16 protein-coding genes are annotated in these 24473 nt (G+C 65.6%); 8 read left to right on the top strand and 8 right to left on the bottom strand.

Translation table 11 applies throughout. From position 1 onward, the window contains the following. The first annotated feature begins 58 nt into the window (after positions 1-58). The 3 genes from ACPDIT_RS07015 to clpX all read left to right on the top strand — a co-directional run bounded on the left by ACPDIT_RS07015 (position 59) and on the right by clpX (position 2826). On the top strand, positions 59-736 hold the full coding sequence (locus tag ACPDIT_RS07015; RefSeq protein WP_423442463.1) for an HAD family hydrolase: 678 nt from the start codon (positions 59-61) through the stop codon (positions 734-736). Positions 737-876: 140 nt separating this feature from the next. Then, positions 877-1503: an ATP-dependent Clp endopeptidase proteolytic subunit ClpP gene (gene clpP, locus ACPDIT_RS07010; RefSeq protein WP_423442462.1), complete on the top strand. Its 627-nt coding sequence runs from the start codon at positions 877-879 to the stop codon at positions 1501-1503. 48 nt (positions 1504-1551) lie between these two features. Further along, positions 1552-2826, top strand: a complete 1275-nt coding sequence (gene clpX, locus ACPDIT_RS07005; RefSeq protein WP_423442461.1) for an ATP-dependent Clp protease ATP-binding subunit ClpX — start codon at positions 1552-1554, stop codon at positions 2824-2826. Positions 2827-2917: 91 nt separating this feature from the next. Here the strand turns inward: clpX and era are convergent, their stop codons facing one another. After that, a complete protein-coding gene (gene era, locus ACPDIT_RS07000; RefSeq protein ID WP_423442460.1) occupies positions 2918-3820 on the bottom strand; it encodes a GTPase Era in 903 nt (300 codons plus the stop codon). Positions 3821-4810: 990 nt separating this feature from the next. Between era and ACPDIT_RS06995 the strand changes: the two genes are divergently transcribed. The 5 genes from ACPDIT_RS06995 to ACPDIT_RS06975 all read left to right on the top strand — a co-directional run bounded on the left by ACPDIT_RS06995 (position 4811) and on the right by ACPDIT_RS06975 (position 11578). Further along, positions 4811-5497: a PEP-CTERM sorting domain-containing protein gene (locus ACPDIT_RS06995; protein WP_423442459.1), complete on the top strand. Its 687-nt coding sequence runs from the start codon at positions 4811-4813 to the stop codon at positions 5495-5497. 30 nt (positions 5498-5527) lie between these two features. Further along, positions 5528-6304: a type II secretion system protein gene (locus ACPDIT_RS06990; protein WP_423442458.1), complete on the top strand. Its 777-nt coding sequence runs from the start codon at positions 5528-5530 to the stop codon at positions 6302-6304. 59 nt (positions 6305-6363) lie between these two features. Continuing rightward, positions 6364-7608: a carbohydrate-binding module family 20 domain-containing protein gene (locus ACPDIT_RS06985; protein WP_423442457.1), complete on the top strand. Its 1245-nt coding sequence runs from the start codon at positions 6364-6366 to the stop codon at positions 7606-7608. A 91-nt stretch (positions 7609-7699) separates the two neighbouring features. After that, a complete protein-coding gene (locus ACPDIT_RS06980; protein WP_423442456.1) occupies positions 7700-8959 on the top strand; it encodes a glycoside hydrolase family 53 protein in 1260 nt (419 codons plus the stop codon). A gap of 114 nt (positions 8960-9073) precedes the next feature. Continuing rightward, entirely contained in the window at positions 9074-11578 is a 2505-nt protein-coding gene (locus ACPDIT_RS06975) for a glycoside hydrolase family 2 TIM barrel-domain containing protein (RefSeq protein WP_423442455.1), read from the top strand. Here the strand turns inward: ACPDIT_RS06975 and ACPDIT_RS06970 are convergent. The 7 genes from ACPDIT_RS06970 to ACPDIT_RS06940 all read right to left on the bottom strand — a co-directional run bounded on the left by ACPDIT_RS06970 (position 11559) and on the right by ACPDIT_RS06940 (position 24285). Next, on the bottom strand, positions 11559-13958 hold the full coding sequence (locus tag ACPDIT_RS06970) for a c-type cytochrome domain-containing protein (RefSeq protein WP_423442454.1): 2400 nt from the start codon (positions 13956-13958) through the stop codon (positions 11559-11561). The two genes, ACPDIT_RS06975 and ACPDIT_RS06970, sit on opposite strands and share 20 nt — an antisense overlap. An 88-nt stretch (positions 13959-14046) precedes the next feature. Beyond that, on the bottom strand, positions 14047-14841 hold the full coding sequence (locus ACPDIT_RS06965) for a cytochrome c3 family protein (RefSeq protein WP_423442453.1): 795 nt from the start codon (positions 14839-14841) through the stop codon (positions 14047-14049). 703 nt (positions 14842-15544) lie between these two features. Next, a complete protein-coding gene (locus tag ACPDIT_RS06960; RefSeq protein WP_423442452.1) occupies positions 15545-17041 on the bottom strand; it encodes a DUF6298 domain-containing protein in 1497 nt (498 codons plus the stop codon). 20 nt (positions 17042-17061) lie between these two features. Beyond that, on the bottom strand, positions 17062-18198 hold the full coding sequence (locus tag ACPDIT_RS06955) for a pectate lyase family protein (RefSeq protein WP_423442451.1): 1137 nt from the start codon (positions 18196-18198) through the stop codon (positions 17062-17064). Between the two features lie 127 nt (positions 18199-18325). After that, on the bottom strand, positions 18326-21418 hold the full coding sequence (locus ACPDIT_RS06950; protein ID WP_423442450.1) for a hypothetical protein: 3093 nt from the start codon (positions 21416-21418) through the stop codon (positions 18326-18328). Positions 21419-21602: 184 nt separating this feature from the next. Continuing rightward, complete coding sequence (locus ACPDIT_RS06945) at positions 21603-22679, bottom strand: right-handed parallel beta-helix repeat-containing protein (RefSeq protein WP_423442449.1); 1077 nt, start codon at positions 22677-22679, stop codon at positions 21603-21605. Between the two features lie 622 nt (positions 22680-23301). After that, a complete protein-coding gene (locus tag ACPDIT_RS06940) occupies positions 23302-24285 on the bottom strand; it encodes an ABC transporter permease (RefSeq protein WP_423442448.1) in 984 nt (327 codons plus the stop codon). Positions 24286-24473: the final 188 nt, after the last annotated feature.

Here is a 24473-nt window from a genome sequence, read left to right as displayed (position 1 = left end):
GGATTCGCCCCGCCGGAGGCTGGTCAGGCACCCGGGCAAGATGCTAGGCTGGGCGTCCATGGTTCGATTGGTCTTGTTCGACATCGACGGCACCTTGATCCACACCGGGGGTGCGGGCGTGGCGGCTTTTGTGCAGGCGTTTGCCGACGAGTTCGGCATCCGCGACGGCGTGGAGCGATTACAGTTTGCGGGGCGGACCGACACCAGCCTGGTGCGCGAGGTGTTTCAAGCTCATGGTGTAAGGCCCACCCCGGAGCTGTTTCAGCGCTTCTTCGATCGTTACGTGTTCCTGCTGGAAGATCGCTTGCACCGCGGCTCCGGCGGAGTGATCCCCGGCGTGTGGGACTTTCTGGACGGGCTGGCGCGGCTGCCCCAACCGCCGTTGCTGGGGCTGTTGACCGGCAACATCCGGCTGGGTGCCGAAATCAAGCTGCGCCATTACGGGTTGTGGGACCGTTTTGTGGTGGGGGGCTTTGCCGACGACTCGGAGGATCGGGCGGCGATTGCGGCCATTGCACGAGACCGGGGATCGCGCGCCCTGGGACGGGACCTCGAACCCGATGAAGTGTTGGTCGTCGGCGACACGCCGCACGACATCCATTGTGGGCGGGCCATCGGAGCCCGGGTACTGGCGGTGGCCACCGGGGGCTGCTCGCGAGCGGAGCTGCGCGCGCATCAGCCATGCTGGCTGACCGACAGTCTGGCCGAGGTCAACCCGGCCCGGGTGTGCGCGTAGGCGCGGGAGCACACGCCCTCGAAGCCGCCCTTTCGCAGTCCGGTGCTTTTCCGAGCGGCCCCGGGACCGGTGCCCCGGTGGTTCGCTTGACGACCCGCCGTGGGTCCCGTAGGTTCGCCCGGAACGTGCAAATTGTGCCTATGAATCTGAACAATTTCCTGGTGCCCATGGTGGTCGAACAGACCGGCCGGGGCGAACGGGGCTATGACATTTATTCGCGGTTGCTGGTCGACCGCATCGTGTTTTTGGGGACGCCGGTGGACGACATGGTGGCCAACCTGGTGATCGCCCAACTGTTGTTCTTGCAAATGAGCGACCCGAAAAAGGACGTGCATTTGTACATCAACTCGCCCGGTGGCAGCGTCACCGCGGGCCTGGCCATCTACGACACGCTGCAGTACCTGACCTGCGACGTGAACACCTATTGCATCGGTCAGGCCGCCAGCATGGGCGCGGTCCTGCTGGCCGCGGGGACCAAGGGCAAGCGATTCGCCCTGCCCAACGCGCGCATCATGATCCACCAACCGTGGGGCGGCGTCCAGGGCGCGGCCACCGATATCAGCATTCAGGCCAAGGAGATCCTCCGGTTGAAGGACCGGCTGAACGAAATCCTGGCCTTCCACTGCGGGAAGACCGTGGAGGAAGTGGCGCGCGACACGGACCGGGACTTCTTCATGTCGGCCGAGGAGGCCAAGGCCTACGGGTTGGTGGACGCGGTGGTGCAATCGCGCAAGGAGGTCCCGGGGGCCACGGAACGCAGTTCCTGAGGCCGATCCCGCTCGAGCGATTCCCCAGGCACCCACCCGGGAGGCACTTTGGCCCGACCCTCCACAACCCCCTCGTGCAGTTTTTGCGGCAAGCCCGCCCGCGACGTTCGCAAACTCATCGCCGGCGCCGGCGCGTACATTTGCGACAACTGCGTGTTGCTCTGCAAAAACGTGCTGGATGCCGAGCAGGCCGTCCAGGCCCGCGCCGAACGCACCCTCACCGTCCCCAAGCCGCACGACATCAAGCAGGAACTGGACCGATATTGCGTCGGCCAGGAGCAGGCCAAGAAAACTCTGGCCGTCGCCGTGCACAATCACTACAAGCGCATCCTGAGCCGACGCGCGCCGGCCGGAGCCAAACCCGCCGAGGACGACCCCCACGCCGAAGTTGAGCTGGAAAAAAGCAACATCCTGCTCATCGGGCCCACCGGCTCCGGCAAAACGCTGCTGGCCCGCACTTTGGCCCGCATCCTGGATGTCCCCTTTGCCATCGCCGACGCCACCACGGTGACGGAAGCCGGCTACGTGGGCGAGGACGTCGAAAACATCGTGTTGCGCCTGCTGCAGAATGCGGACTTCGACGTGGCCCGGGCCCAGCGCGGCATCATCTACATCGACGAAATCGACAAAATCGCCCGCAAAACCGAGAACGTCTCCATCACCCGCGACGTCTCCGGTGAAGGAGTCCAACAGGCCCTGCTCAAGATCCTGGAAGGCACCATTTGCAACGTGCCGCCCCAGGGCGGCCGCAAGCATCCGCAACAGGAGTACATCCGCGTCGATACCACCGACATCCTTTTCATTTGCGGCGGCGCTTTCGTCGGCTTGGAGCAGATGATCCGACGGCGCCTCGGTCACCAGGTCATGGGCTTTCATGCTGCCGTCCGTGCCGGGACCGAGACCCCCGGCAGCCTGTTGCCCTACGTGGAGCCGGAGGATCTCCTGCGCTTCGGATTCATCCCCGAGTTCATTGGCCGGCTGCCGGTCATCGCCACCTTGAGCGAACTGACCGAGGCACAACTGATCGAGGTGCTCACCTCCACCCGCAACGCCCTGACACGTCAGTACGCCAAGCTCCTGGCCCTGGAGGGGGTCGACCTGGAGTTCACCCCGGATGCCCTTCAGGAGCTGGCCGCCCAGGCCATCAAAAAAGGAACCGGCGCCCGCGCCCTGCGCAGCCTGCTGGAGAAGTTGATGCTCGAGGTAATGTACGACGTGCCCCGACACCGGGATGTCACCCACGTCAAAATCACCCGGGCGGTGGTCCGGGGCGAATGCCCACCCCTGATCCGCCGCAAGGCCGATCAACAGGAAGCCGCTTGACTCCGAAGGCGGCCGCGAGCCACCGCCAAACCACGCTCCCGCGCCCCGGCTGAAATACGAGACGAACCGCCACAGCCGGCCCGGGCCCGCCCTACTTCTCCAGGCTGCGGTCCACCACCACGTCCATGTCCAGGAAGACCTTCCGACCCAACTGCGCTTCCAGGTCCATCCGGGCGGCCTGCCCGATCTCGCGGATGCGCCGCCCGCCCGCGCCGATGAGCATGCGTTGATATCGCGGGTTGGCCGCCAGGATCGACGCCTTGATGTGCCACATCGGCCGGCCGGCCTTGTCCTGCGTCTCTTCCACCGCATGCACCTCCACGGCCGTCCGATAGGGCACCTCGTCATCCATCATCAGATACACCTTCTCCCGAATCAGCTCGCTGATCAAAAACCGCTGGTTGGCGTTGGTCACCTGATCTTCGGGGTACAACAGCGGTCCCTCCGGCAGGTGCGCCAGAATGCCCTCGACCAACGCCTCCAGGCCCTGCCCCGTGTACGCGGACACTTCGTAATACCCGGCATACTCGTGTTGCCGCGCCTTCCAGAGCTCCTGGTAGGGCCGCTCCGGCACGTCGCACTTGTTGACGCACAAGAGCCGGGGTTGCGAGACCCCCTGCAACGCCTCCAGTACCATCTCGTCCTCCGGCCCCACCGGCCGGGTCGGATCCACCACGTGAACCACCACGTCGATGCCCTGCAACGCCCGCCGGGCTCGTTCGTGGAGGCGATCCACCAGCCGACTGGCGTGCGTCTTGAAAAAACCGGGCGTGTCCACGAACACAATCTGCCCTTGCGGCCGGTTGACCACGCCCTGGATCGGGTCGCGGGTGGTCTGGGGCTTGGGCGTCACGATCGAGACCTTGCGGCCCACCAATGCGTTGAGCAGCGTGGACTTGCCCACGTTGGTGCGCCCCACCAACACAGCCAGGCCACAGCGCCGGGGTGGCGTGCCCGTCGTCGAATTCCCCGAGCCGATCTCTCGTTCGCTCATACCGCCCAAAGTACGCCGGGCCGGAGCAGCGGCCAAGCGAACCCATCGCCCCCACGCCCCTCAAGCTCGGCCAAAGTTTTCGGGCCGCGGTTCCCGCGATGCGCCCCGGCCAACAATCGGCCCCGGGCACACAGCCCAAGCCCGTCCGTGGCAAGAGCCTGAGTAGTGCGGGGCCGGCCCTTGCGCGACCTGCCAGGAACAAGTGCAAGACCCGGATGCGGGGGTACAGCATGCCCCGGGTACGCTCAACATGGCATGGCATCCGCAGCAGCCGGTCGTTGTTCGGGGCGCCGGCGCTCGCACCGCAGGGTCGCGACCAGCAATGTTGGTCGATCAGCACTCCAGAAACTGCCACCGCGGTCGGACAACGCCCGGACGGCTCCCAACCGTTGCGGCCGGAAAGCGGCCCGGATTCGGACACGAGGCTCGGGGTTCCGGGCCCTGGGAACGGGACCAGCGGCCGCCACCGCCGCCTGCTCGATGGTCTCGGCGCGCAAGGGCGAACCCGCAGGGCTTGCGGCGCTCCGGCGTCTGTACGTGGATCCCGTACCTTTCGTCGTGCCTCCTTGCAGATCGGATGCAGCGTTGCAACGGGGCGAGGCCGCATGATGAATCCGATGGATCCTGCACAGCGCCTGCAGCGGCAGGGACCCCTGTCCGTCGTCAGGGCTTCTGGCCGTGGCGGCCCGCGGATCGGCAGCACCGCCGGGCCCGGCCAAAGGAAGGGCGTTCCGTCTTTCCGGCGCTGCCGGAAACCCGCGGCCGTTTCGAGGAGAAGTTCCTGTGCGGCTCATTCGACTGCGCGAGTGCTTTCGGAAGATTCGAGGTGCTGTCCGCGATGGTGCAGTCGGGCCCTCGAGCCGTCCTCCCGTGGCCCCCGGCCGCCAGGAAGGTCAAAAACCATACATTTGTGAGGGTGGCGTCCGGGCGGACGACGGGGTAAGCTTTGGCCAACGACGTTCGCAAAACCCGGTAATCAGGAAAAGCGCCATGAAAAAGACGCTGCTTGTATCCGTCTGCGCCACGGCCCTGCTGGTGTCTGAAGCCCCTGCAGCGGTCAACTTCCCGGACGCCACCGGTGACTTCACGCCCTCCGGCTTCGGCTACCTCGACATCACGTCCGTGGTCGTGGACAATGACGCCACCACTCTGAGTTTCCAGATCCATCTTGCCGGCAACCCGCTGGCTGTCGATTGGGCCAAGTATCTCATTGGCCTGGACACCGCCCCGGGAGGCAATACCACCGGGCCGGACGGCTGGGGCAAACCCATTTCGATGAGCGTCGGCGGCATGGACTATTTCATCGGCAGTTGGATGAACTTCGGCACCGGCGCAGAATTGCGTCATTGGGATGGCTCGGCGTGGCCCATCGTTTCAGGCTCCGGGATCACTGTGGCCACCGGCCCCTCCTCGGTCACCCTCTCCCTGCCCCTGGCCAGCCTGGGGGTGAACATCGGAGACACCCTCCGGTTCGACGTGTACACCACTTCGGACGGGAATTCCGTGCTGGACGCCGCCGGCAGCACTGCCGCGCGTTCATGGAACAACGATCCCTACGACTCCGGCAACAACGTGCTGTCCTACACGCTGGTACCCGAGCCGACCCTGCCGGCGCTGCTCGGGCTCGGGGCCGTTCTGTGGCTCGGTCAGCGCAGGCGAGCGGGCAGGGGGGCCTGAGCCGCCGCGTCCGGGCCTCTTGAACGAACCATGGGAACGCCCGCGCTGCGCATGTCCCGATCCTCCGCAGGCGCCTTCACGCTGATCGAGCTGCTGGTGGTCATCGCCATCATCGCCCTGTTGGCCGGCATGCTCCTGCCCGCCCTGGGCAACGCCAAGTTCCGCGCCAAGGTGGTGCATTGCACCTCCAACTACCGGCAGTGGGGCCTAGTCCATGCGATGTACAGCGGGGACGATGCCCGGGGACGCCTGCCCTCGTTTCCCGTGGGCGGTGTTTCGGGTCAGAACGCGTGGGACGTCTCCCTCCAGATGATCCCGGGACTGGCTCCCTACGGGTTGACGGTCCCGTTGTGGTTCTGTCCCGTCCGGCCCCAGGAATGGCAGGAGGCCCAGGATTGGTTCCAGCAACGGTACCGCCGTCCCATCACTTCCCCGGAGGATCTCAATCTCTACGCCAGCATGCTGTACAACGGCACCTTCGCCGTGCTGCGACATGCCTGGTGGGTGCCGAGACCCCTGGCCAACGCCCCGTCCTCGGTGTTCCCCAGTCCGCAGGGCGGCCGCAGCCGCGAAACCCTCGGCTGGCCCACCCGACCCGACGATCCGGTGGCGCGCCTCCAGCCGGTGATCAGCGACTACTGCTTCACTCCCGGGAACCTGCGCGACGTTCAACGCGCCGGCGCCGGGCATTCGGCCAACGGCCGCCTTCGCTCCGTCAACCTCGGTTTTGCGGACGGGCACGTGGAAACCCGGCCGCGCTCCCAAATTCAATGGCAGTACACAGGCGTGGATACGGCGTTCTATTGACCGTGCCCCAAATCCCGGCCGGGCCGCGTGGCCCGATGCGAAAGGAGTGTGAAAGTCTCATGAAAACGATCCTCAAATCCAGTTGCATGCTGCTGGCCCTGCTGGGCATGGCCTCCCCATCCGCGGCCGTGCAGGTCACTTTCCGCGTGGACATGAGCGTCCAGATCGCGATGGGCCGGTTCAACCCGGACACCGACCTGGTCTATCTGGCGGGTACCTTTAACAACTGGAGCACCACGGCCAATCTGCTCACCCGCAGCGAAACCGAGCCCAACCTATGGGAAGGCACCGTGGACCTTCAGGCAGGAACCTGGCCGAATTACAAGTTCGTCATGCTCCGCGCCGGGACCGGCTACGTGTGGGAAACGCGCCAAAACCGGTGGTTCCAGGTCCCCTCGGAAACGTATGTGCTCCCCGTGGTCTATTTCGATGACATCAGCGAGGTCGTCACGAATCGTCAGCCGGTCACGTTTCAGGTGGACATGAGCGTCCAGATCGCCAACGGCGCGTTCGATCCCTCCTGGGGACGCGTCGTGGTCTCCGGCGATGCGATTGACGACTGGGCCAACCAGGGCACGCACGTCCTGGCGCCCACCCCCACCAACCAGGCCCTCTGGGTCGGCACCTTTGAAATCACAGCCCCGGTCGGAGCCACGGTGAACTACAAATTCATCATGGACGGCAATTGGGAAAGCCGGCCCAACCGCACCTTCGTCATGACCAACCAGCCCCTGGTTCTCCCCGTGGTCTTCTTCAATGACGTCACCAACCCCGCGGTGCCCATCCCGGTCACCTTCTCGGTCAACATGGGCGTGGCCATCGCCCGCGGACTGTTCAATCCGGACGTGGACTTCGTCGAGGCCCGGGGCTCGTTCCTCACCACGGCCGGCGGGGCATGGATCGGCGGTTTCCAGCTCACCAACAGTCCCGCCAATCCCATCATTTACTCCGGGACCTTCCTGACGACCAATCAGGCCCCCGGCAGCGTCATGCTCTACCAGTTCGTGATCAACGGCGCGACCTGGGAAACCACCGGCGACCGAACCTGGCAGTTTGCCGATACCAACGCCGTGGTCCTGCCGACGGCTTTCCTCAACAACGTCACCTCCCTGGGGCCGCTCACCAACCGCTGGACCGCTCCGTCCCAGCTGGAGATCAGTTGGGAAGCCGGTCCCCGCGTGCGCCTGCAGAGTGCCCCTTCTGTGACCGGTCCGTGGCAGGACGTGCCCAACACCGAGAACACAGGGAACGTCACCGTGCCCGTGGAGGCCGGGCAACGATACTTCCGCTTGATCGGTCCCTGATGCCATGGTCGGGCGCCGGTTGTTGTCCCGGTCCGCAGGAACGAGCCGGAGGCCGTGGCGCCGGGCCTGGCAAACCGCTGCAGCGGCGGCCATGGTTTGGTCATCCGGCGCCACGCTCGCCCGGGAGCCCGTCTTCCTGGCGGGGGCAGACATGTCCCATGTGCAGTTCTTCGAAGACCGCGGTGCGGTGTACCGGGAAAACGGGCAGCCCGCCAACGCGTTCGAGATCCTGCGGCGCCAGGGGCTCAACTGCGTCCGGCTGCGGCTCTTTACCAGTAGCGCCGCCCAGGCCGCCGCGGATCCCTACAACGCCATCAACAACCTTGATTACACGCTCCCGCTGGCCCGCCGCGCCCGGGCCGCGGGCCACCAACTCCTGCTCAACTTTCATTACTCGGACAGTTGGGCCGACCCCGGCAAACAACGACTGCCGGCGGCCTGGACCAACCTGAGCTTTTCCGAGTTGCTCGGCGAACTGCGAGCCTACAACAGCAACGTGCTGGCGAGCTTCGCCGCCGCGGGCATCGTTCCGGAATACGTGCAAGTAGGCAACGAAATCACCCAGGGCATGCTCTGGCCCCATGGGCACGTCGGCGGCACCAACGACACCCCCCTCCAATGGGCCAAACTGGGCCAGTTACTCCGCGCCGCCATCCAGGGAATCCGCGACGCCGTCCCCACGGGGGGACCGCAGATCATGATTCACATCGACCGCGGCGGCGACTGGGCGGGGACCCGCTGGTTTTTTGACCGCTTGCAGGCCCAGAACGTGCCCTTCGACCTCATCGGCCTGAGTTACTACCCCTTCTGGCACGGTTCGCTCACGGACCTTCGCAACACCCTCACCAACGCGGCCCTGAGATACCGAAAACCGATCGTGGTGGTGGAGACGGCGTTCCCGTTCTCCGGCTCGACGAATGTCTGGGGCATTCCCGCCACCACGAACGGTCAAGTCGAGTATGTCATCGCCCTCGCCGAAGTCGTCAACTCCGTGCCCCTGCGGTTGGGCCGCGGCATCTTCTGGTGGGGCGCCGAATACCAGAGCCTGCCGGGATATCGCCTGGCGGGGTTTGATCTTCGTTCGCTGTTCGGCCCCGGCGGCAACGTGTTGCCCGCGGCCGCCGCTCTCGGCCGCCTGACCACCCCCCTCCGCCTGGAAGCCCGGCTTGCGGAACCCGAACTGCTCTTGAGCTGGCCCCTCAGCGGGGCCGGATTCTCCCTGGTGAGCGCCACCAGTCTCGCGCCGCATTCCTTGTGGCACCCTGTCACCGCTCCGGTGCTCGCGGAGGAACTCCAATACCACACCCGCGTCCCCCTGGAAGACGGTCCCCGGTTTTTCCGACTACAGTAACCCGGTTACCGATCGCGCTCTCCGTCCATGGTTGCCATTGCCCGCACAAACCCGAAGGTGCTTTTCGCCTCGTGTTTCCTGGTCCTTGGCCTTGCATCTCCTCTCACGGCAGCGGTGCCAGCGGAGCCGTTCCATGAACACTGGCGATTTCTGCGAGACGATCCCCCGGGCGCAGAACGTCCCGACTTCGACGATCGTACCTGGGAGTCCGTAACCCTGCCGCACACGCCGAGGATCGAAGCCCTGGTCTGCGGCCGGTTGGATCCCCAGTGGCAGGGCCTCTGTTGGTATCGGAAATCGTTCTTTGTCCCGGCCCCGGCTTCCAACCGCATCGCCATTCTGCGCTTCGAAGGGGCCATGAACGTTGCCGAGATCTGGATCAACGGCCGGTTCGCGGGACGTTTTCTCGGTGGTTATCTGCCGTATGTTCTCGATGCCACCCCTTATCTGCGCCCGGGGGCCACGAACCTCGTCGCCGTGCGTCTGGACAACCGCGACAACCCCCTGACCGGCCCCAAGCCATTGCGCGACCTCGATTTCAACCTCTATGGCGGCCTCTACCGCACCGCCTCGCTCACGTACAAAGACCGGCTCCATATCACGGATCCGTTGCTCGTGGACCATCCAGCAGGGGGCGGTGTCTTTGTCACCTTCCCCCTGGTTACTCGCACGGCGGCAGTGGTGCGGGTCCAAACCCACGTCCAAAACAAGGGCCCACAAACCCGCACCTTTACCCTCCGGACAACCCTGCGGAACCCGGCCGGCCAACGGGTGGCCCGGAGCGAGACCCCGCTGTCGCTGGCCCCCGGTGCCGACTGCACCGAGGTCCACGAACTTCACGTGCCCAACCCGGCCCTCTGGTCGCCCGGCTCGCCCCACCTGTATCGTGTCGATTCTGAAATCCGCGAAGGAGACGGCCTGGTGGACGCCCTCACCACCCGCATCGGGATCCGGCACCTTCGCATCACACCCGAGGGCTTTTGGCTGAATGGCGAGAAGCTTTTCCTCCGCGGCGTCAACCGCCATCAGGAATACCCCTGGATCGGCTACGCACTCTCCGATGCCGCCCAGTCCCGCGACGCGCGGAAAATCAAGGAGGCCGGCTTTGACTACGTGCGCCTCTCACACTACCCCCAGGCTCCGGCCTTTCTCGACGCCTGTGACGAGCTCGGCCTGCTGGTCATGAACTGCCTCATGGGCTGGCAGTACTTCAATCCCGATCCGGCTTTCGCCGAGCTCAAACTCCGCGAAATCCGCCAGCTCATTCGTCGCGATCGCAATCATCCCTCGGTCTTCCTCTGGGAGGTGTCGCTCAACGAGAGCGATCAGCCGGAATCGTTCATCCGGCGCGCCCACGCCATCGCCCACGAGGAATATCCGGGAGATCAAATGTACACCGCCGGCTGGCAGCCGGGTTACGACGTCTTCCTCCAGGCACGCCAACACGGGGGATGCCGAGGGATTACCAACCAGCCCTGCGTCATCAGCGAGTACGGCGACTGGGAGTATTACGCCCAAAACGCCGGCTTCCAGCAACACCTCTGGAAGGATCTCCAACCGGCCGAGCGAAACAGCCGACAGCGACGCGGCGATGGCGAAACCCGTCTCCTGCAACAAGCCCTGAATTTCCAGGAGGCCCACAACGACAACCGGCAAACCACGGCCTTTGCCGACGGACTCTGGGTCATGTTCGATTACAACCGCGGCTATGCACCTGATCTCGAGGCCTCGGGCTGCATGGACATCTTTCGTCTGCCCAAGCTCGGCACGTGGTTCTATCGCAGCCAACGGCACCCCGACGAACTCGTCCGGGGACGCCCCGTCGGCCCGGTCCTGTTCATCGCCACTTATTACCAGCCCGACTCACCCCGCTCGGTCCGCGTGTTCAGTAACTGTGAGGAGGTGGAGCTTTTTCAAAACGGCGTGTCCCTGGGACGCCGGCGCCCTGAGCGCGATCGGGTCGGTTCTCATCTCCCTCATCCACCGTTTCTCTTCGAGTTACCACGCTTCGTCCCCGGAACCCTCCGGGCGGTGGGTTACCGGAACGGTCGCCCGGTTGCCACTCACGAAGTCCGGACGCCGGAAGCCCCGGACCGGTTGACGCTCACGTTTGATCTGGTGGGTGTGCCCTTCGCCCGGGAGGGCAGGGACATGGTCTTCGTTCACGCCGAACTCCGCGACGCCCACGGGACCCTGGTCCCGACCAATGGCCATCCGGTGGCCTTCGGTGCTCTCGGTCCGGTGACCCTGTTGGGGGAGGGGAATTTGCCGACTGAAGCCGGCATCGCCTCACGCCTGCTGACCACCGACCGGCCCCGGCCGCCCGCGGTGGTCCTGGCCCTGACCGTCGTGAAGGAGGGCGATTCCCTCAAGGTGCTTACCGCCGCGGGATCGCCCAACGGCACGCCCCTGCCGCGTTCCGTCGTGCGTTACACCCTCGACGGTTCCACCCCCGGCCACGATTCACCCCGCTATCGGGGTCCTCTCCGCGTCGCCCACCCCGACCGGCTGCGTCTGTCGCTTTTCGTGGGCGGGCACCGCGTCGTGGACTTTCCCCCTTCCCCTGCGCGCGCAACGTCGGGAGTCGAGTCCGGATCCCTCAGGGCCACCGCCAGGTGAGACTCAGCCAGCCCAGGTGCGCCAGCACATCCCTGGTCCCCCGGGCCGTCGGCTCGTCATAACTCCAAAGCCCGTAACGCACGCGAATCCACAAGTCTTCACGCACCCGCCGGCGCAGCCCCACCCCGAACCATTGCTCCCGCCACAACACACCGGTCGGCAGCACCGTCGGAGCCGTATCGCGGTGGAAATCGCTCAACGCCCAACGGTATTGTCCCTCCACCTCGGTCTGCTCGTTCCAGTGCCACAAAACGGCCCCCTCGATCTGATACGTGTTCCCCGCCCATGCCGGCAGGGTTTGCACATCATCCACCGCACTGCGCGTTTGCAGGTCGTGGAACGAACCCGCCAGGCGCATCGACCACCGCGCCGCCGGCCGATAACTACCTTGCACATGAACCGTGTGCAGATCCGTGTCCGCGCCGAGAGCCCGCGTTCCCGGGGTGAAAAACCCCGGCACCGGATCGAACGTGATCGGATCGAATCCGTCCACAGGATCGGTCGCCGTGCGGGAGGTGGCATGCGTATAGCGATAAGACGCCGACAGACGCAGCCGCGTCGTGGCCTGCCACGCCGTCCGAACCTCCACCTGATCGGTTCGCGATTCGCGGTCCCGTATGAACGCAGAGTAACTCGTGCCCGGGAACAGGCCAAAGTCGGTCGGGATCACATCCACGCGGTGATCGAACTCCGTATGACGCCGCCGGTGGCGATAACCAATGCCCATCGACACTCTCGGCCACGGAGTCGTGTCCAGGCCCATGCGCCCTTCCCAGGCGCGGCCCGTCGCCAAAGTGTCTCGGCGCAGTGGGGTGTCGCCCCCGAGTTGCTCTTCGAAATGTTCGAGGGTGTCCTGATCCGCCCGCCCTTCAGCATACAGAACCGTCTGCGGAAGCGGGGTCCACCGAATCTGCAGGATCTCCGTCAACCCCCAGCGATCCCGTGCGCTTTCCTGGCTGGCCGACTGCAGGAACCAGTCCCCCGGGACAAACTCGTAGTCGAACGACGCCTGACCCAGCGCGTGAGCCCGATTCCAGTCCGTCTGCAGTCCCGCCAGGAGGAGCCATTGCCGGGCCGGCTCCGCCACGAGATTCAGGTTCCCGGCATGCGCCCGCTGTTCCAGCACCACGGCAGGGCTGCGCCAGCGGCGCAGAAAGCCGGGCGACCCTGCCAGGGGCACCTCGTCCAGGCGCAGCGAGCCGTCTGCATCATATTGACTGTAGAGATAGCCGCCCGTGGCGCGAAGCCAGGGTAGAACGGTGCGCTCGAACCGAAATGCGTTCGCCACCTGAACACTATCGTGCCGGTGCGTCACCTCCGTCAGAAGGCGCGCGTCCCCTTCGGGGGGATTGTACAAGGCATTCGTACGGCGCGTCCGCGACTCGGTCCATTGCACCCGCAACTCGTCGTCGAGGCGCCAGCCACCCACCTCGTGTCGGATCTGAAACCGCAAGACATGAACCTCTTCCTCGAGATGAAACAACGAGGGCCACAACAACCGACGGTCCGCGGGGTCGGGTCCGGCCGACCAGACCGTGCTGCCCCGGGTGCCTTCGCGATAAAGGTGTTCGTAGCCCAGCCGGAGCTGGGGCCATTCGGGCCGATCCAGTCCCAGCTCCAGCCAGGACCCTCCCACGTCCAGAGTCGGTACCCGATCCAGCGTGCCCACCCCGGGGCCCGTCCCCCAGGGCCAGTCGCCCAGGTGCGTGTCATACCGCCGGTACTGACTTACACCGGCCCGAAGCCAGCCCCAGGGCACCAGCCGGCCCTCGAATTGCAGCCATGCGTCATCCCGGAGCGCCCGTGCCCGCAGTGTGAAACGAGGTCCCTCCAGGGGCTCGTAACTCCAAAACAAATCCTCCAACCCCCCATTCCAGCCGTCCGGTTGCTGCCACCGACTCCGAAGGATACCGGCGGGGCCCGATCCACCGAGCCATCCAAGCCCCACCGTAAGCTCGATGCGATTCGTCACGGGTGTGGCAGAGGCATCCCAGGGCAACCCCTGATCGATCCAGGCACGCAGCAGTCCCACCTCCTCGGCACTCAGCGGCGGCGTTTTCCCCTCGGGCGGCATCCACAACTCTTCCGGCACCCCCGGCAAGCGTGCCACGGCGTGAACCAGCCGGCTGGCGGCGCTGTTGCTGATGACCACCACCGGCCCACCGTCTCCGCCGCGCAGAAGATGCTCACGCGTGTCCAGGCGCAATCCACTCCGGGGCCGCTCCGGCCCATGACAACGCAGGCACGACCGCTCCAGGATCGGCCGGATGTCCCGCACATAATCGACCGGGCCAGAAGCCGCCGGGGGTAACTTTTCCAGCTCGGGCATTGCCTCCGTTCCTCCGGCCATCCAGGCCCGGCCCAGCATCAGGGTCACCATCCAGCAAACGCCCTTCCGGGAGAGGGAGGAACAGGGCCGCGGCGGACCGCACCCTCCGTGTCTTCCGCGTGTCGCAGGCGGGCTCATGTCAGTAGAAAAGGCGGGGATGAACGTCTGACCCGTGCACGGCCGTGTGGCAACCGGCGCTCCAACACGTACCCATCCGCAACCGATCCGTGTGATCCACCTGGCCGATGAAAATCCGACCGGAGTCCACGCCCGGTCCCGGTGTTTGCACATGACATCGCAGGCAAAGATGACTGTCGCGCTCGGTCAGCAGGGCCCGATGTGCCGAACCGTGCGGTTGATGGCAAACCGTGCAACCTTCCCGCACCGCCTCGTGCTCGAAGACAAAGGGGCGCGTCTGCTGCGGATGACATCCCTGGCAGGTCTCGTTCACGCGCGCCCAGCCGAGGCCCCCGGCCGGCTTGGTGACGTCCATGCCATGAGGATCATGACAAGCGGCACAACTCATCCGCCCCTCCAGCACCGGATGCCGCGACGTCAGTTGGAACTCGGGTCGAACCTCGGCATGGCAGTCCAGACATATCCGCGGTTCCGCACTCGGGTTGAGAATGAACCGACCGCGACCGCCGCCCGCGGCCACGTGAAGACTCCCCGGACCGTGGCAGGCTTCGCAGGTGGCCGGCGTGGAGGTGCCCGGCACTGCCAGGGATAATCGCGCGTGCGGATTTGCGGGAAACGCGACAGCGTACACGCCGTGACAGTCCAGGCAAACCTGGTTCCCCACGTACGTGGCGCCTTCGATTGAAGGCGGACTCAAATCGGCCCGCGGACCGAGGCTGCTGCAGGAGATCCAGCCCATCGCCAGGGCCAGCACGACGCCACATGCGACGAGCGCTCGCAGGCATCCGGAGGCCATTCGCGTAGCCGTCCGAGCCCCGCGCCCGATCCCCCCGGCCCCCTCGGATCCCGACCGCGGCGCTTCATGCATGTGGGCAATCTGCTTTATCAGAAGACCTAAGGTCAACGGATAACGTGGACGTTGCCACGGAAGTTTCGGGCCCATGGCCGGCCTCGGGCGCGTGCGGTGGGAAACCGTTTCGGGGACGGCACCAAAACTGCCGGCGTGCAAGCTCCCTCTCTCGAACGGGTACGGTCCTGGCTTTGTTCACCGGAGGGGCTGGAGACGAGGGACCCGGATCGATGCAGCAGCGACGGAGCAGACCCCCAACGGCGGTCAGTACAGACCGGGCAGCCCTGTGTCCGCGCCGGAATTCGGTCCCCTCGGAAGCATCCATCCGTTGCCAGGGCCCGCACCGGCACTCGAATCAGGCGCAAGTCTCACCGAGCCAGCACTGCAAACGATGGCGACAGGCGGTTGTGCCGAAGCGCACATTCCTTCCAACGTGGCCGCGCGTACATCAGACCCAGCATGAGAATGGGTGCCGTTTCGAGCCCGTCCCGGGAGGCCCACCCGAAAGAAACGCCGGCGTCGCCGCGCGACCCTGCGCGTGCATTGGTACGCGGCGACGAATCCTCACCGTCCCTGTCTCTGCAAACCGAGCCAGCACGCAAAGAAATCTGTTGGCAGCCGCTGGAGCCGGGGGTCGGACCGGCTCCTTTCACGGAGACGAGCCGCCTTTCCATTTCAAGTGGAGCACCATGGTTCCCAAAATCGGAGCACGAAAAGCCCGTGGGACCCCGCCCTGCACGACGGGAGCCCTAGTTGTGGTCCCGTCCACCGGGTGGATCCACGCAACTTCCAGCGGACCCGCGGCGGCAGTTAGATCCACGGTCACTTCGCCTCCCTCGGGCAGATACACCACATATTCACGTCCCGGTGCGGCAAGGCAATACCCGGTCGACGCCAGCTCCGGACGAGGGCTCATGGTGGCCAGGGCGATTTCATCAGCCAGGCGCCGGGTCACACCCATGGCCCGGCGTACCGGCTCCCATCGTTTTATGCCGCCTCGCTCCAGAATCGTGTCCTGGTAAGGGTCCATAAAGAGCGGATTCAGCCCGCGGGTGAAGCTTTTCCACACCCAGGCCACATCCCCCCCGATGCCCCAGAGATGGTCGGTGTCGGCGAGGACCACCTTGCGTCCATCGGACGGCGGCGGGTTGTCCCGATAATCGAAGGCTCCGGCTTCCGGATTCGGTGAGATCCAGTCGGCGGGGCTCTGGACCAACGTGGCGTTGGAACCACGGTGCTGGGCATCGCCGGAGTACTGGAAGGTCATACCGACCGGGTGCTGACGCCGTTTGCGCTTTTCGTACGTCTGGATGAATCGAATGAAATGGTACTGCAATTCGGTCGAATAGGCACCGGCCTCGTTGGCAATCTCGTAGAGCACGTTCCCGAAATCGTTGAGGGTGTCGCACACCTTGCGCACGTAGGCCTCCTGGAGACGGGTTACCGGCGGTACATCCAGCGTGTGAACCTCCAGGCCGCGGCCCTCGGGGGCCAATAGCAGGCCGTTGATGTTGTTGGAGGGATGGAACGGATGGGCCTTCCAAGCCCCTGCCATATGTTGCAATCCCCATCCTTCAAACAGCATGACTGAGACATACAAACCGCGATCCGCTGCAGCCGCCACGCGGGCCCAAAGCCGCCGGAAGTAGCCATCGTCGAACTGTTCGAGATTGAATCGCGGCTTGCCATCGCACGCCGTACCCGGTCCGGTGCGCGCCCAGGGATGCGGCCCGGCCACCAGGCGGCGCGGTGCCTGTTCCCGGCTGGCGCGGGTATCCCACAGCAACAGCTCCCAGCGCCAGAGCCGGATAAAGTTGTGGCCGCGCTCCACCAGAAAGTCGAGGTATGCGTGGACATCGAAGGGCGCAGGCGGATCCGTCTCTCCCATGTCCTGGAAGTTGTTCCACGTGTGAGCCCCGGTCAGATACACTGCCCGCAAGGTGCCATCCGGAGCCCGGGTCCCATCAGTGAAATAACGCGGGTTGGCCGGATGCACCCGCAGAGGATTGCGGACTGAGTCGGCAGCCCATGCGACGGACGCCAAAAGCGCCAGTGCCACGAATCCCGGCAGGCACCGGGGCCGGGCCGAGCAGGATCGAATCCGCGCGTTCGAATCCGCTCGCAGAGACGAAAGCTCTGCCTTCATAACGCGATCGGCTGGCTGGATCAGCGTGATGCGCTCGCGGCCGGCCCTCGGAGAAACGAGCGGATCCGCGCGCGGACCTCCTCGATCACCCGCTGGTCGTCCGCATCGCGCACCCCGGGGCCCGCCCGGGACAAAACCAGTTCGCATGCCTCTCGAGCCGGGTGCTTCGTGACCGGCGCCACCGTAAATGGTTTGTCGGCACGAAAACAGTCGGGCGCGGGCCGATGCTCGATCCAACGATCTCCGAGCCGCTGGTACCATGTCACATTCCGCCATTGGTCCTCTGCCCCGGTGGGAGTCAGTGGAGTGAGATTCTCCTCCAGGTATAGGCGCGTCCCCTGCTCGGGGTCCTCGGGCAGAATGCACGCCTGGTCGGCTGTGGATTGCGGGCCCGGCAGGAACACGTTGCCGCGGAAGTTGACGCGGGCTCCCGCGCCGATCTTGGCGGCGTTATGATGGCTCCAGTTGTAAATCACGTTGTTCACCACATCGTACAAGCCGCCCGCGACCCTCGGATTCCGATCCGCGTTGTGGGCAAAGAGGCAGTGGTGAATCGTAATGCGGTCCGAGCCGCTGCCCGACAACCAACCCTTGCTGTGGGGTGGCCGCCCTTCGGCGATGATCGTCCACTGGAATGTCACGTCGCGGACGCGCCCCCAGGTGTTGACGTTTTCGTCGGTGGCGCCCATGAGCGAACAATGCTCCACCCGCACGCGCTCCACGGTGCCGCCGTCGGTTCCCCAGAACAGCAGGGCATCCCCCGAGCTGCCGCCCGTGGTCACCCGGATGCGCAGGTGACGGACGATGATGTCCTTGCAGTCCCCCCGGAAATGGAGGCCATGATTTCGGAGGGTGATCCCCTGGCCGGGAGCTGTCTCACCGTCGAGGGTCACCTGGCCCTCCGTGACCACCAACGGCGACTGTAACTCGATGGTCCCCGCCACGGCGAACCGGATAATGCGCGGGCCGCGTCTAGCCAGCGCTTCCCGCAGCGAACCGGGTCCGCTGTCGCGGAGGTTGGTGACCTCAATCACCGGCCCTCCCCCGCCGCCGCGGGCGATGGCCCCGAACCCCTCGGCCCTGGTGATCAGCTCGGTCTGCTGCGCCCCGCACGCCAACGGTCCCAGGAACAGGAGCAGCACACCGAGCCGATCCATTCTGCCTGAGCCTTTCCGCCTCCGCGGCTGCGAGGCAGTCTGCATCGGTTGCCCCGGGGCAGAAACCGCGAGGCCGTCCCCGCCGCGCTGGATGAAGCCCGGGCGTTCGGCTCCGCGCCAATCCGCTTTACGGGATCGGCACAGCATTGTTGCCTTCATAGATCTCCGGCACCCGGTCTTCGGGATCGGCCACAAGTTTCCAACCCCTGCCCGGAGGCCGCGGCAGCACAAGGTGAAACGACTGTCGCTTCGGCACAAGATCCACCGGCGCGGCCAACGGACCCAGCGTGAGACGGCTTACGATTCGTCCCTGCGCGTCCTGCACTGCAATCTCCACCTTCGGCACCGCCACCGTGCCGAGATTGTGGATCACGCCCGAAACGCCGCGACCGTCCCGAAGGACTTCCCGCGGGGAAAGCGCCAAATCGGGCCGCGGCCAAAGGGGTTCGAGTGTCTCCGTCTGCGTAACCTCGATGACCGTGACAGTGCGCGGAGCCAGGACCAGATCCAGGGGCTCCGCCCGAGCCAACGGTCGGGTCACAGTCCAATCCACCCGATCGGCCTGCTGGTCGTGGTCTGCATCCCGCCCCACGGTAACCCGGTATCGCCCGCGTGCCAGGGCCCAGAATCGCAACCGACCCCTCATCGGCTGCTTGGCAAAGCTGTACACCAGGGCCTTGAACCGGTCCGGTTGATTCACCAACACCAGGGCGGCGTAGTTGGTGCCAAAGCCCTCCCAACTTACGGCCTGCGTGGGGTTGAACTTGTTGCGACGGGTAAAACCACCCAGGTAGGCGATGGAAGCATGCTGTAACAGGCTCGGAAAGACGCGGTCGGTGAATTGATGTGTCACCGTGTACATGTCCGGCCAACGCCGGGCATCGTAAAGGCAGGCGATTTCCGCCCACCCCGGCTGTGGGTTACCCACCGCGGCGTCGATCAAAGGTTTGGGATCGCCGCGCAGATACAAGGGCAGGGCCGGATGGAACGTCGCCAGGCGCCCGAGGGCTCCGGCGTCAAAATCGCGCAATGCCCCCAGGTTGAAGAGGTCGTTGAGAAACGCGTCGGTCGGTGCCGGGGCGCGTCCCTGGCGCAGGTAATGGAGAAAGGGTTCGATATACCGGGCGTCCCCCGTGAGGGCATACAGCCAGGTGAACACGGTGGCCTGTGCGCGGTAGCCACCGCCCAGGGGTTGATCGGGGCTGGCGGCGAGGATCCGACCACTGGGCACCTCCACGGCGGTGGCCCATTGGCCGGGCTGCAGATATCGCAGCCACGTGTCTGCCCACTCCCGCACCACCCGCAGCGCCTCCGGCGCGCGGTTGTAATCCGCCCATTGCAAAGCGGCGTGCCACATGAGGGGGGCCGCATGACCGTCCACTTTGGGAGGCCGGGGTCGGTCCAAGTCTCGCGCGCCCATGCTGTCGGAATCGCGGAAGAATCGGCGGCCGTCTTCGGTGCGGATCGTCAGTTTCTCCAGATTGCGCGCGGAGTCCATGCAACGTTCCAGATACACCGGGTCGCCGTAAAACCAGCGCGCCATCAGGGCCAGGTGATTGATGCCCTCCTCGTAGGCGTGCAGCGCATCCGTGGATTCGCGATTGATGCCCTCGCGCAGGTTCTCACGATCGGCCAGCTCCGCCAGGCGTGCGGCCGCCTCGCGCAATTGAGCCGCCGTCCCTCCGTCCTCGAAAAACGGCAGGTCCACAAACTGCTGGAACCAATCGGTGTCATCGCCCACGCGCCCGCCCAGCTCTCCCGTGTCCACCAGCCGCTCGTCCAGCCACCACTGTGCAATGCGGCGGGCCTCCAGCCAGGCCAGCCGCGGGTACCAGGCCCAGGCCGGTACCCCTTCCGGGGGCGGTGGAGGCGGGGACACCGGCGACAGCGAGGGCAGATGGCGCAGGTAGACCCATTCACGGTACTGCCGGATCAACTCGTCCTGCGGGGCCAGTGCGTGGCACTGGTCGAGCGTCAGGAACAACTCCGGGCACTGCGCTGCATACGGGCTCGAAGCGTAGAATTCTTCGCGCGGTTGCCGCCCGTAACTCCCCCACGGCCGCGGCTCGGAAAGCACGCTGAACAGCGTTTTCAACAAGAACTTCCGCCATGCCAACGCTTCGGGCCGCGCCTGCTCGACCGGAACGAAGTGGACTCGAAATGCCGGCGCCCCGCCGGAAGGTCCGGTCAACGTCAGCTCCCGGGAGGCGCGCAACGTGATCCAGAGCCGGCTGCCCGGCAGCACCACCTGATCAGGGAGGTCCAACACAAGATCGAGCCGGCCCGGTTCCACCTCCCACTCCACCCAACTGATGTCCCGCCGCGGATTCAGGGGATCCTGGACGATCAATTGCACCCGGACGGGCTCGGAAACGTCCGCAACCGCCGCCGCCACGGAAATCGCAGCGAGCCCGGTTTCCTGCAAAAATGCGGGGGTCACCAGGTGGATCGCCCGGTGGGCGGGCAACCGCAGGGTCCCGCGGCTCGGATCCCCTGCCAACAACGCACGGACTTGCCGCTCCGGCTCCGCGTAGCGTTCCTGCAGGCCCAACAAGAGGTTCTCGGGTGCGTAGGCAGAAGAAGGCGGCGGCAGCGCGATTGCTTCCCCGGGATGGAATTCCCCGACGGGACCCGCCGGCGGCACACTGCGTGCAAGCCGGTAGAATCCCACCTCGGCCAGCGCGCCCCTGGTGGTGCCAAAGAAACTCACCTGCTGCGCCTGCACCCGCTGCGGGAAACGGGCGATCTGAACGGACTCGCCCCCGCGGAAAACGTGCAGGGGCGACCGGTTCGTGGGTTCCACCAACGTGGTCCTGCCCGCATACATCCGCGTACGCGCTCCGCCGCGGAGCACGACCCAGTCGAAGCCCCGTTCGTCCGCCAGCGTCAGGTGGACCCCGTCGTTCCCATTGAAGCTGTATTGGACTCCGTCGCTGGCTCGAGCGGGATACTCCGCGACGCGGCCGCTGTAGTCCCGGCTGTGCACCGATCCGTCCACCGGGGCTCCCACGAAACCGCGCACCACCCGACAATCCGCCACCGGCACTTTTTGGATCACCCAAACCCGATCCGCTTCCTGCCCGAGCCCATACGCCAACCAGAAGAAAACCACCCAGGCGCACAGGCCGGCGCGCGCCCGACAACCGGCACTAGCTAAGCCCGCAGCACAGCGCAAGCTCGGCAGTTGCACCTCGGCCCGGCTGCGATTCCAATTCTTCACCGAACCGAGACGCGCGGGCCGCGCCGGGCCGTTCTCCGCAATCAACGGGCCCGCACAGGCTGCCGCTCGGGCGATCGCGGTGCCCTCGGCTGGCGGAAGTCCCTTGCCCCTCCCCCTCGCCGTCTTGCAACGCCCCCGGATCGATGGACCCGCCGCACGGGCGAAGACCGCGACCACAAACCGCTCACAAACCCCGCTGGAATTCATGGGCCCCCAGATCCACCCCGCCTCCCTGCGGCCGGGTGCGTCCTTCGCGATCCTTCTTCGGCGCGCCCTCGGTCAGGCCCGCGTCAATCGCCGGCGAGCCGGCACGAAGTCGAAAATCTCCCCGGTCCGCATCCATAAACAGCGGGTCCTGCCCCTCGAGATTCTCTTCGATCCGGCATCCTTCGGGGGGTTGACTCCATGCGGTGCGCTCGGGACCGAAAAACAGATTGCGGCAAATCCGATGTCCTCCCCCGGCATTCACAAAATCCACTCCCTGACACGCACCCCGGCCGAGTGTTTGTGCGTTGCGGTAGAAAATGTTGTTTTGAATCGTACAGTCCGTGGTCTGCGGTTGCCAGAGCACCACCCCGGCGCGGTTTCGTTGTAGCGCAATCGTGTTGTGATGGATCCGCCAACGTCGGGCCCCGGCAAACTCCGGCCCCGCATGCGCCCCGGGGTTGTAGGGATAGCCGGCGACCTGGATGCCGTAAGCCCGATTGCCGTGGATGACATTGTTCACAATCTCGATTTCCGTCCCCGTCACATAAATGCCGTGTTCCAGGTTGCTGCGCTCGTTGTCCGGGCGAAGCCCGTTTCGCGCAATTACGTTGCCTTCGATTCGCACCCGGTATCCGTTGCCCAGAATTCCCTGATGCCAGTTGTCGTGGACGAAACAGTTCCGGATCGTCACATGATGCGCATTGTAGAACTTGATTCCGTCATGACCGTGCCGGATTTCCAAACCCTCGAGGGCGATCCATCCGATGGGGTGCTGGTAACCCGCGCGGGCCTGGAGGCGAATCCCCTGCCCCGGGGGTGCCTGACCGGGCTGGCCCGGCTGCAAGATGGGGCGTTCTCCGGGGTGGTTCTTGAGCACAATGGGCCGTCCCTCCTCTCCGGATTCGCGCAGCACCACGGCCTCCCGGTACACGCCGGCCCGGACCACGATCGTGTCCCCGGCGCGCGCCCGATCCACGGCGCGTTGCACGGTGCGCAAGGGTCGCTCGGGACTGCCCGGATGGGCATCGTCCCCGTCCGGCGCCACATGGTACACGGCAGCAAAAACGCCCTGCACCAGGCCCAGAAGCGGAAAGGCCCATGCACGCCCTGCCGCTGGTGCCGGGCGTCGCCGTCGTCTCTCGCCGCCCCTGCTGCAAAAATGACCCACGGATTTCGCGCACGTCATGGGATGGCCGTGGGATCCGAGCCCCGCTGGGTGCGCCGCAGGCCACGATCCGGCCACCAGCGCACCGAAAGCGTGGCCGGGATCCGTCCGACAGAATATCGGAGTTTTGGTGTGGGATGCACGGTTCAGAGGTTCGGACGACCGGGACGGTGGGCCTATTCGATCCGGTGTCGGCGAGGCAAGACGTCGGCGCCGACGCCCGAGCTGGCTGCTGGGAAAGCGGTGTCTGCCACCGGGTCCGGTTTCCGGGGCTGGTGTTATCCGAGTCAGCCTGAGCAAGCACCCCGCCTGCTCGGTCGCGCCCCTCTACCGCGGGATTTCGCCCCCCGGTCATGAAGCGGCCATTCAGGGGCCACCGCCCTGACACGGCCGATGGCCCGCGGTTGGACCTTCGGCCGACTCCCATCGAGGACTGCGACGACTGGGCTTGGCAGCCGGCGCCGTCAGGCGGCGAAGCCGGGGAGCCAGACCCAACAGAAATCCACTCCTGCTAGCGACCGGCCTCCGCATTGCGCGGGTTCAACCGGTCGAGCGCCACCGCTGCGAGAATCACCAGCCCCTTGATGACCTGTTGCCAGAAGGGCGACACGTTCAACAGAAACAGGCCGTTGTTCAGCACGCCAATGATCAGGCATCCCAGTACCGTGCCCATGACCGAGCCCCGTCCGCCGGAGAGGGAGGTCCCGCCAATGACCACCGCGGCGATGGAATCCAGCTCGTAACCCAACCCGGCATTGGGCTGCGCCGAATCCAAACGGGCTGTGACCATCAGGCCGGCCACTCCGGCCAACCCACCGCCCAACGTATAAACCCGACGCTTGATTCGATCGACCTCCAACCCCGTGAGCACCGCGGCGCGTTCATTGCCGCCCACGGCGTATAAATACCGCCCAAAAGCGGTGCGCCGGGTCACCACCGCAAACACCGCCACCAACACCGCACAGATCCACACCGGCATCGGGATGCCGAGCCACAGCCCCGTGCCCAGAAACCCGAAGGCCGGTCCCAACCCGGTGATCGGATAGCCGCCGGTCCACAACATCGTCAGCCCCCGGGCGATGCTGAGCGTGCCCAAGGTCGCTACAAAAGGCGGCAGCCGAAACCGCGTGATCACCAAACCATTGAACCATCCCAGCATCAGCCCGACTGTTAACCCCGCCAGAATGGCCCCCGAAACGGTGAACTGCAGGAGCACATCGAACATGGGCAGGGGAAGCCCCTCCTTGAGCAACCGCGCGGCCACCGCGCCCGCCAACGCCAGGACGGCCCCCACCGACAAATCGATGCCCCCGGAAAGAATGATCAGCGTCATGCCCAACGACAGACACAAGTTGACCGAGATCTGTCGCAAGATGTTGAGCCCGTTCTCCGCCGTCAGGAACCGGTCGGACAGCAGGCTCATCAGCACGACCATGAGAGTCAGGGCGACGAGCGACTGCACCCGCGCCAACCAGCTGCGATCAGCACGCATCATGGCAGGTCATTTCTTGTTGGGACCGGCGCTGCACTTCCCTGCGCGATCGGGCCGGGCAATGGGCTCCGACGCACGAAGACCGGGCAGGCGGGAGTATCGCCCGGCCGGCCCCAGGTCCGGCCGTTGGAGTTGTCGCAAGCTGCCGGCCCACGCACGGTTCTCTGCTCCTGTTCCCAACGTTTCCCCGC

It is taken from the genome of Limisphaera sp. VF-2 (genome assembly GCF_049537125.1).
In the GTDB taxonomy this organism is placed as follows: domain Bacteria; phylum Verrucomicrobiota; class Verrucomicrobiia; order Limisphaerales; family Limisphaeraceae; genus Limisphaera.
The sequence above is the reverse complement of the archived record's forward strand: the minus strand, read 5'-3'. Positions and strand labels throughout refer to the sequence as shown.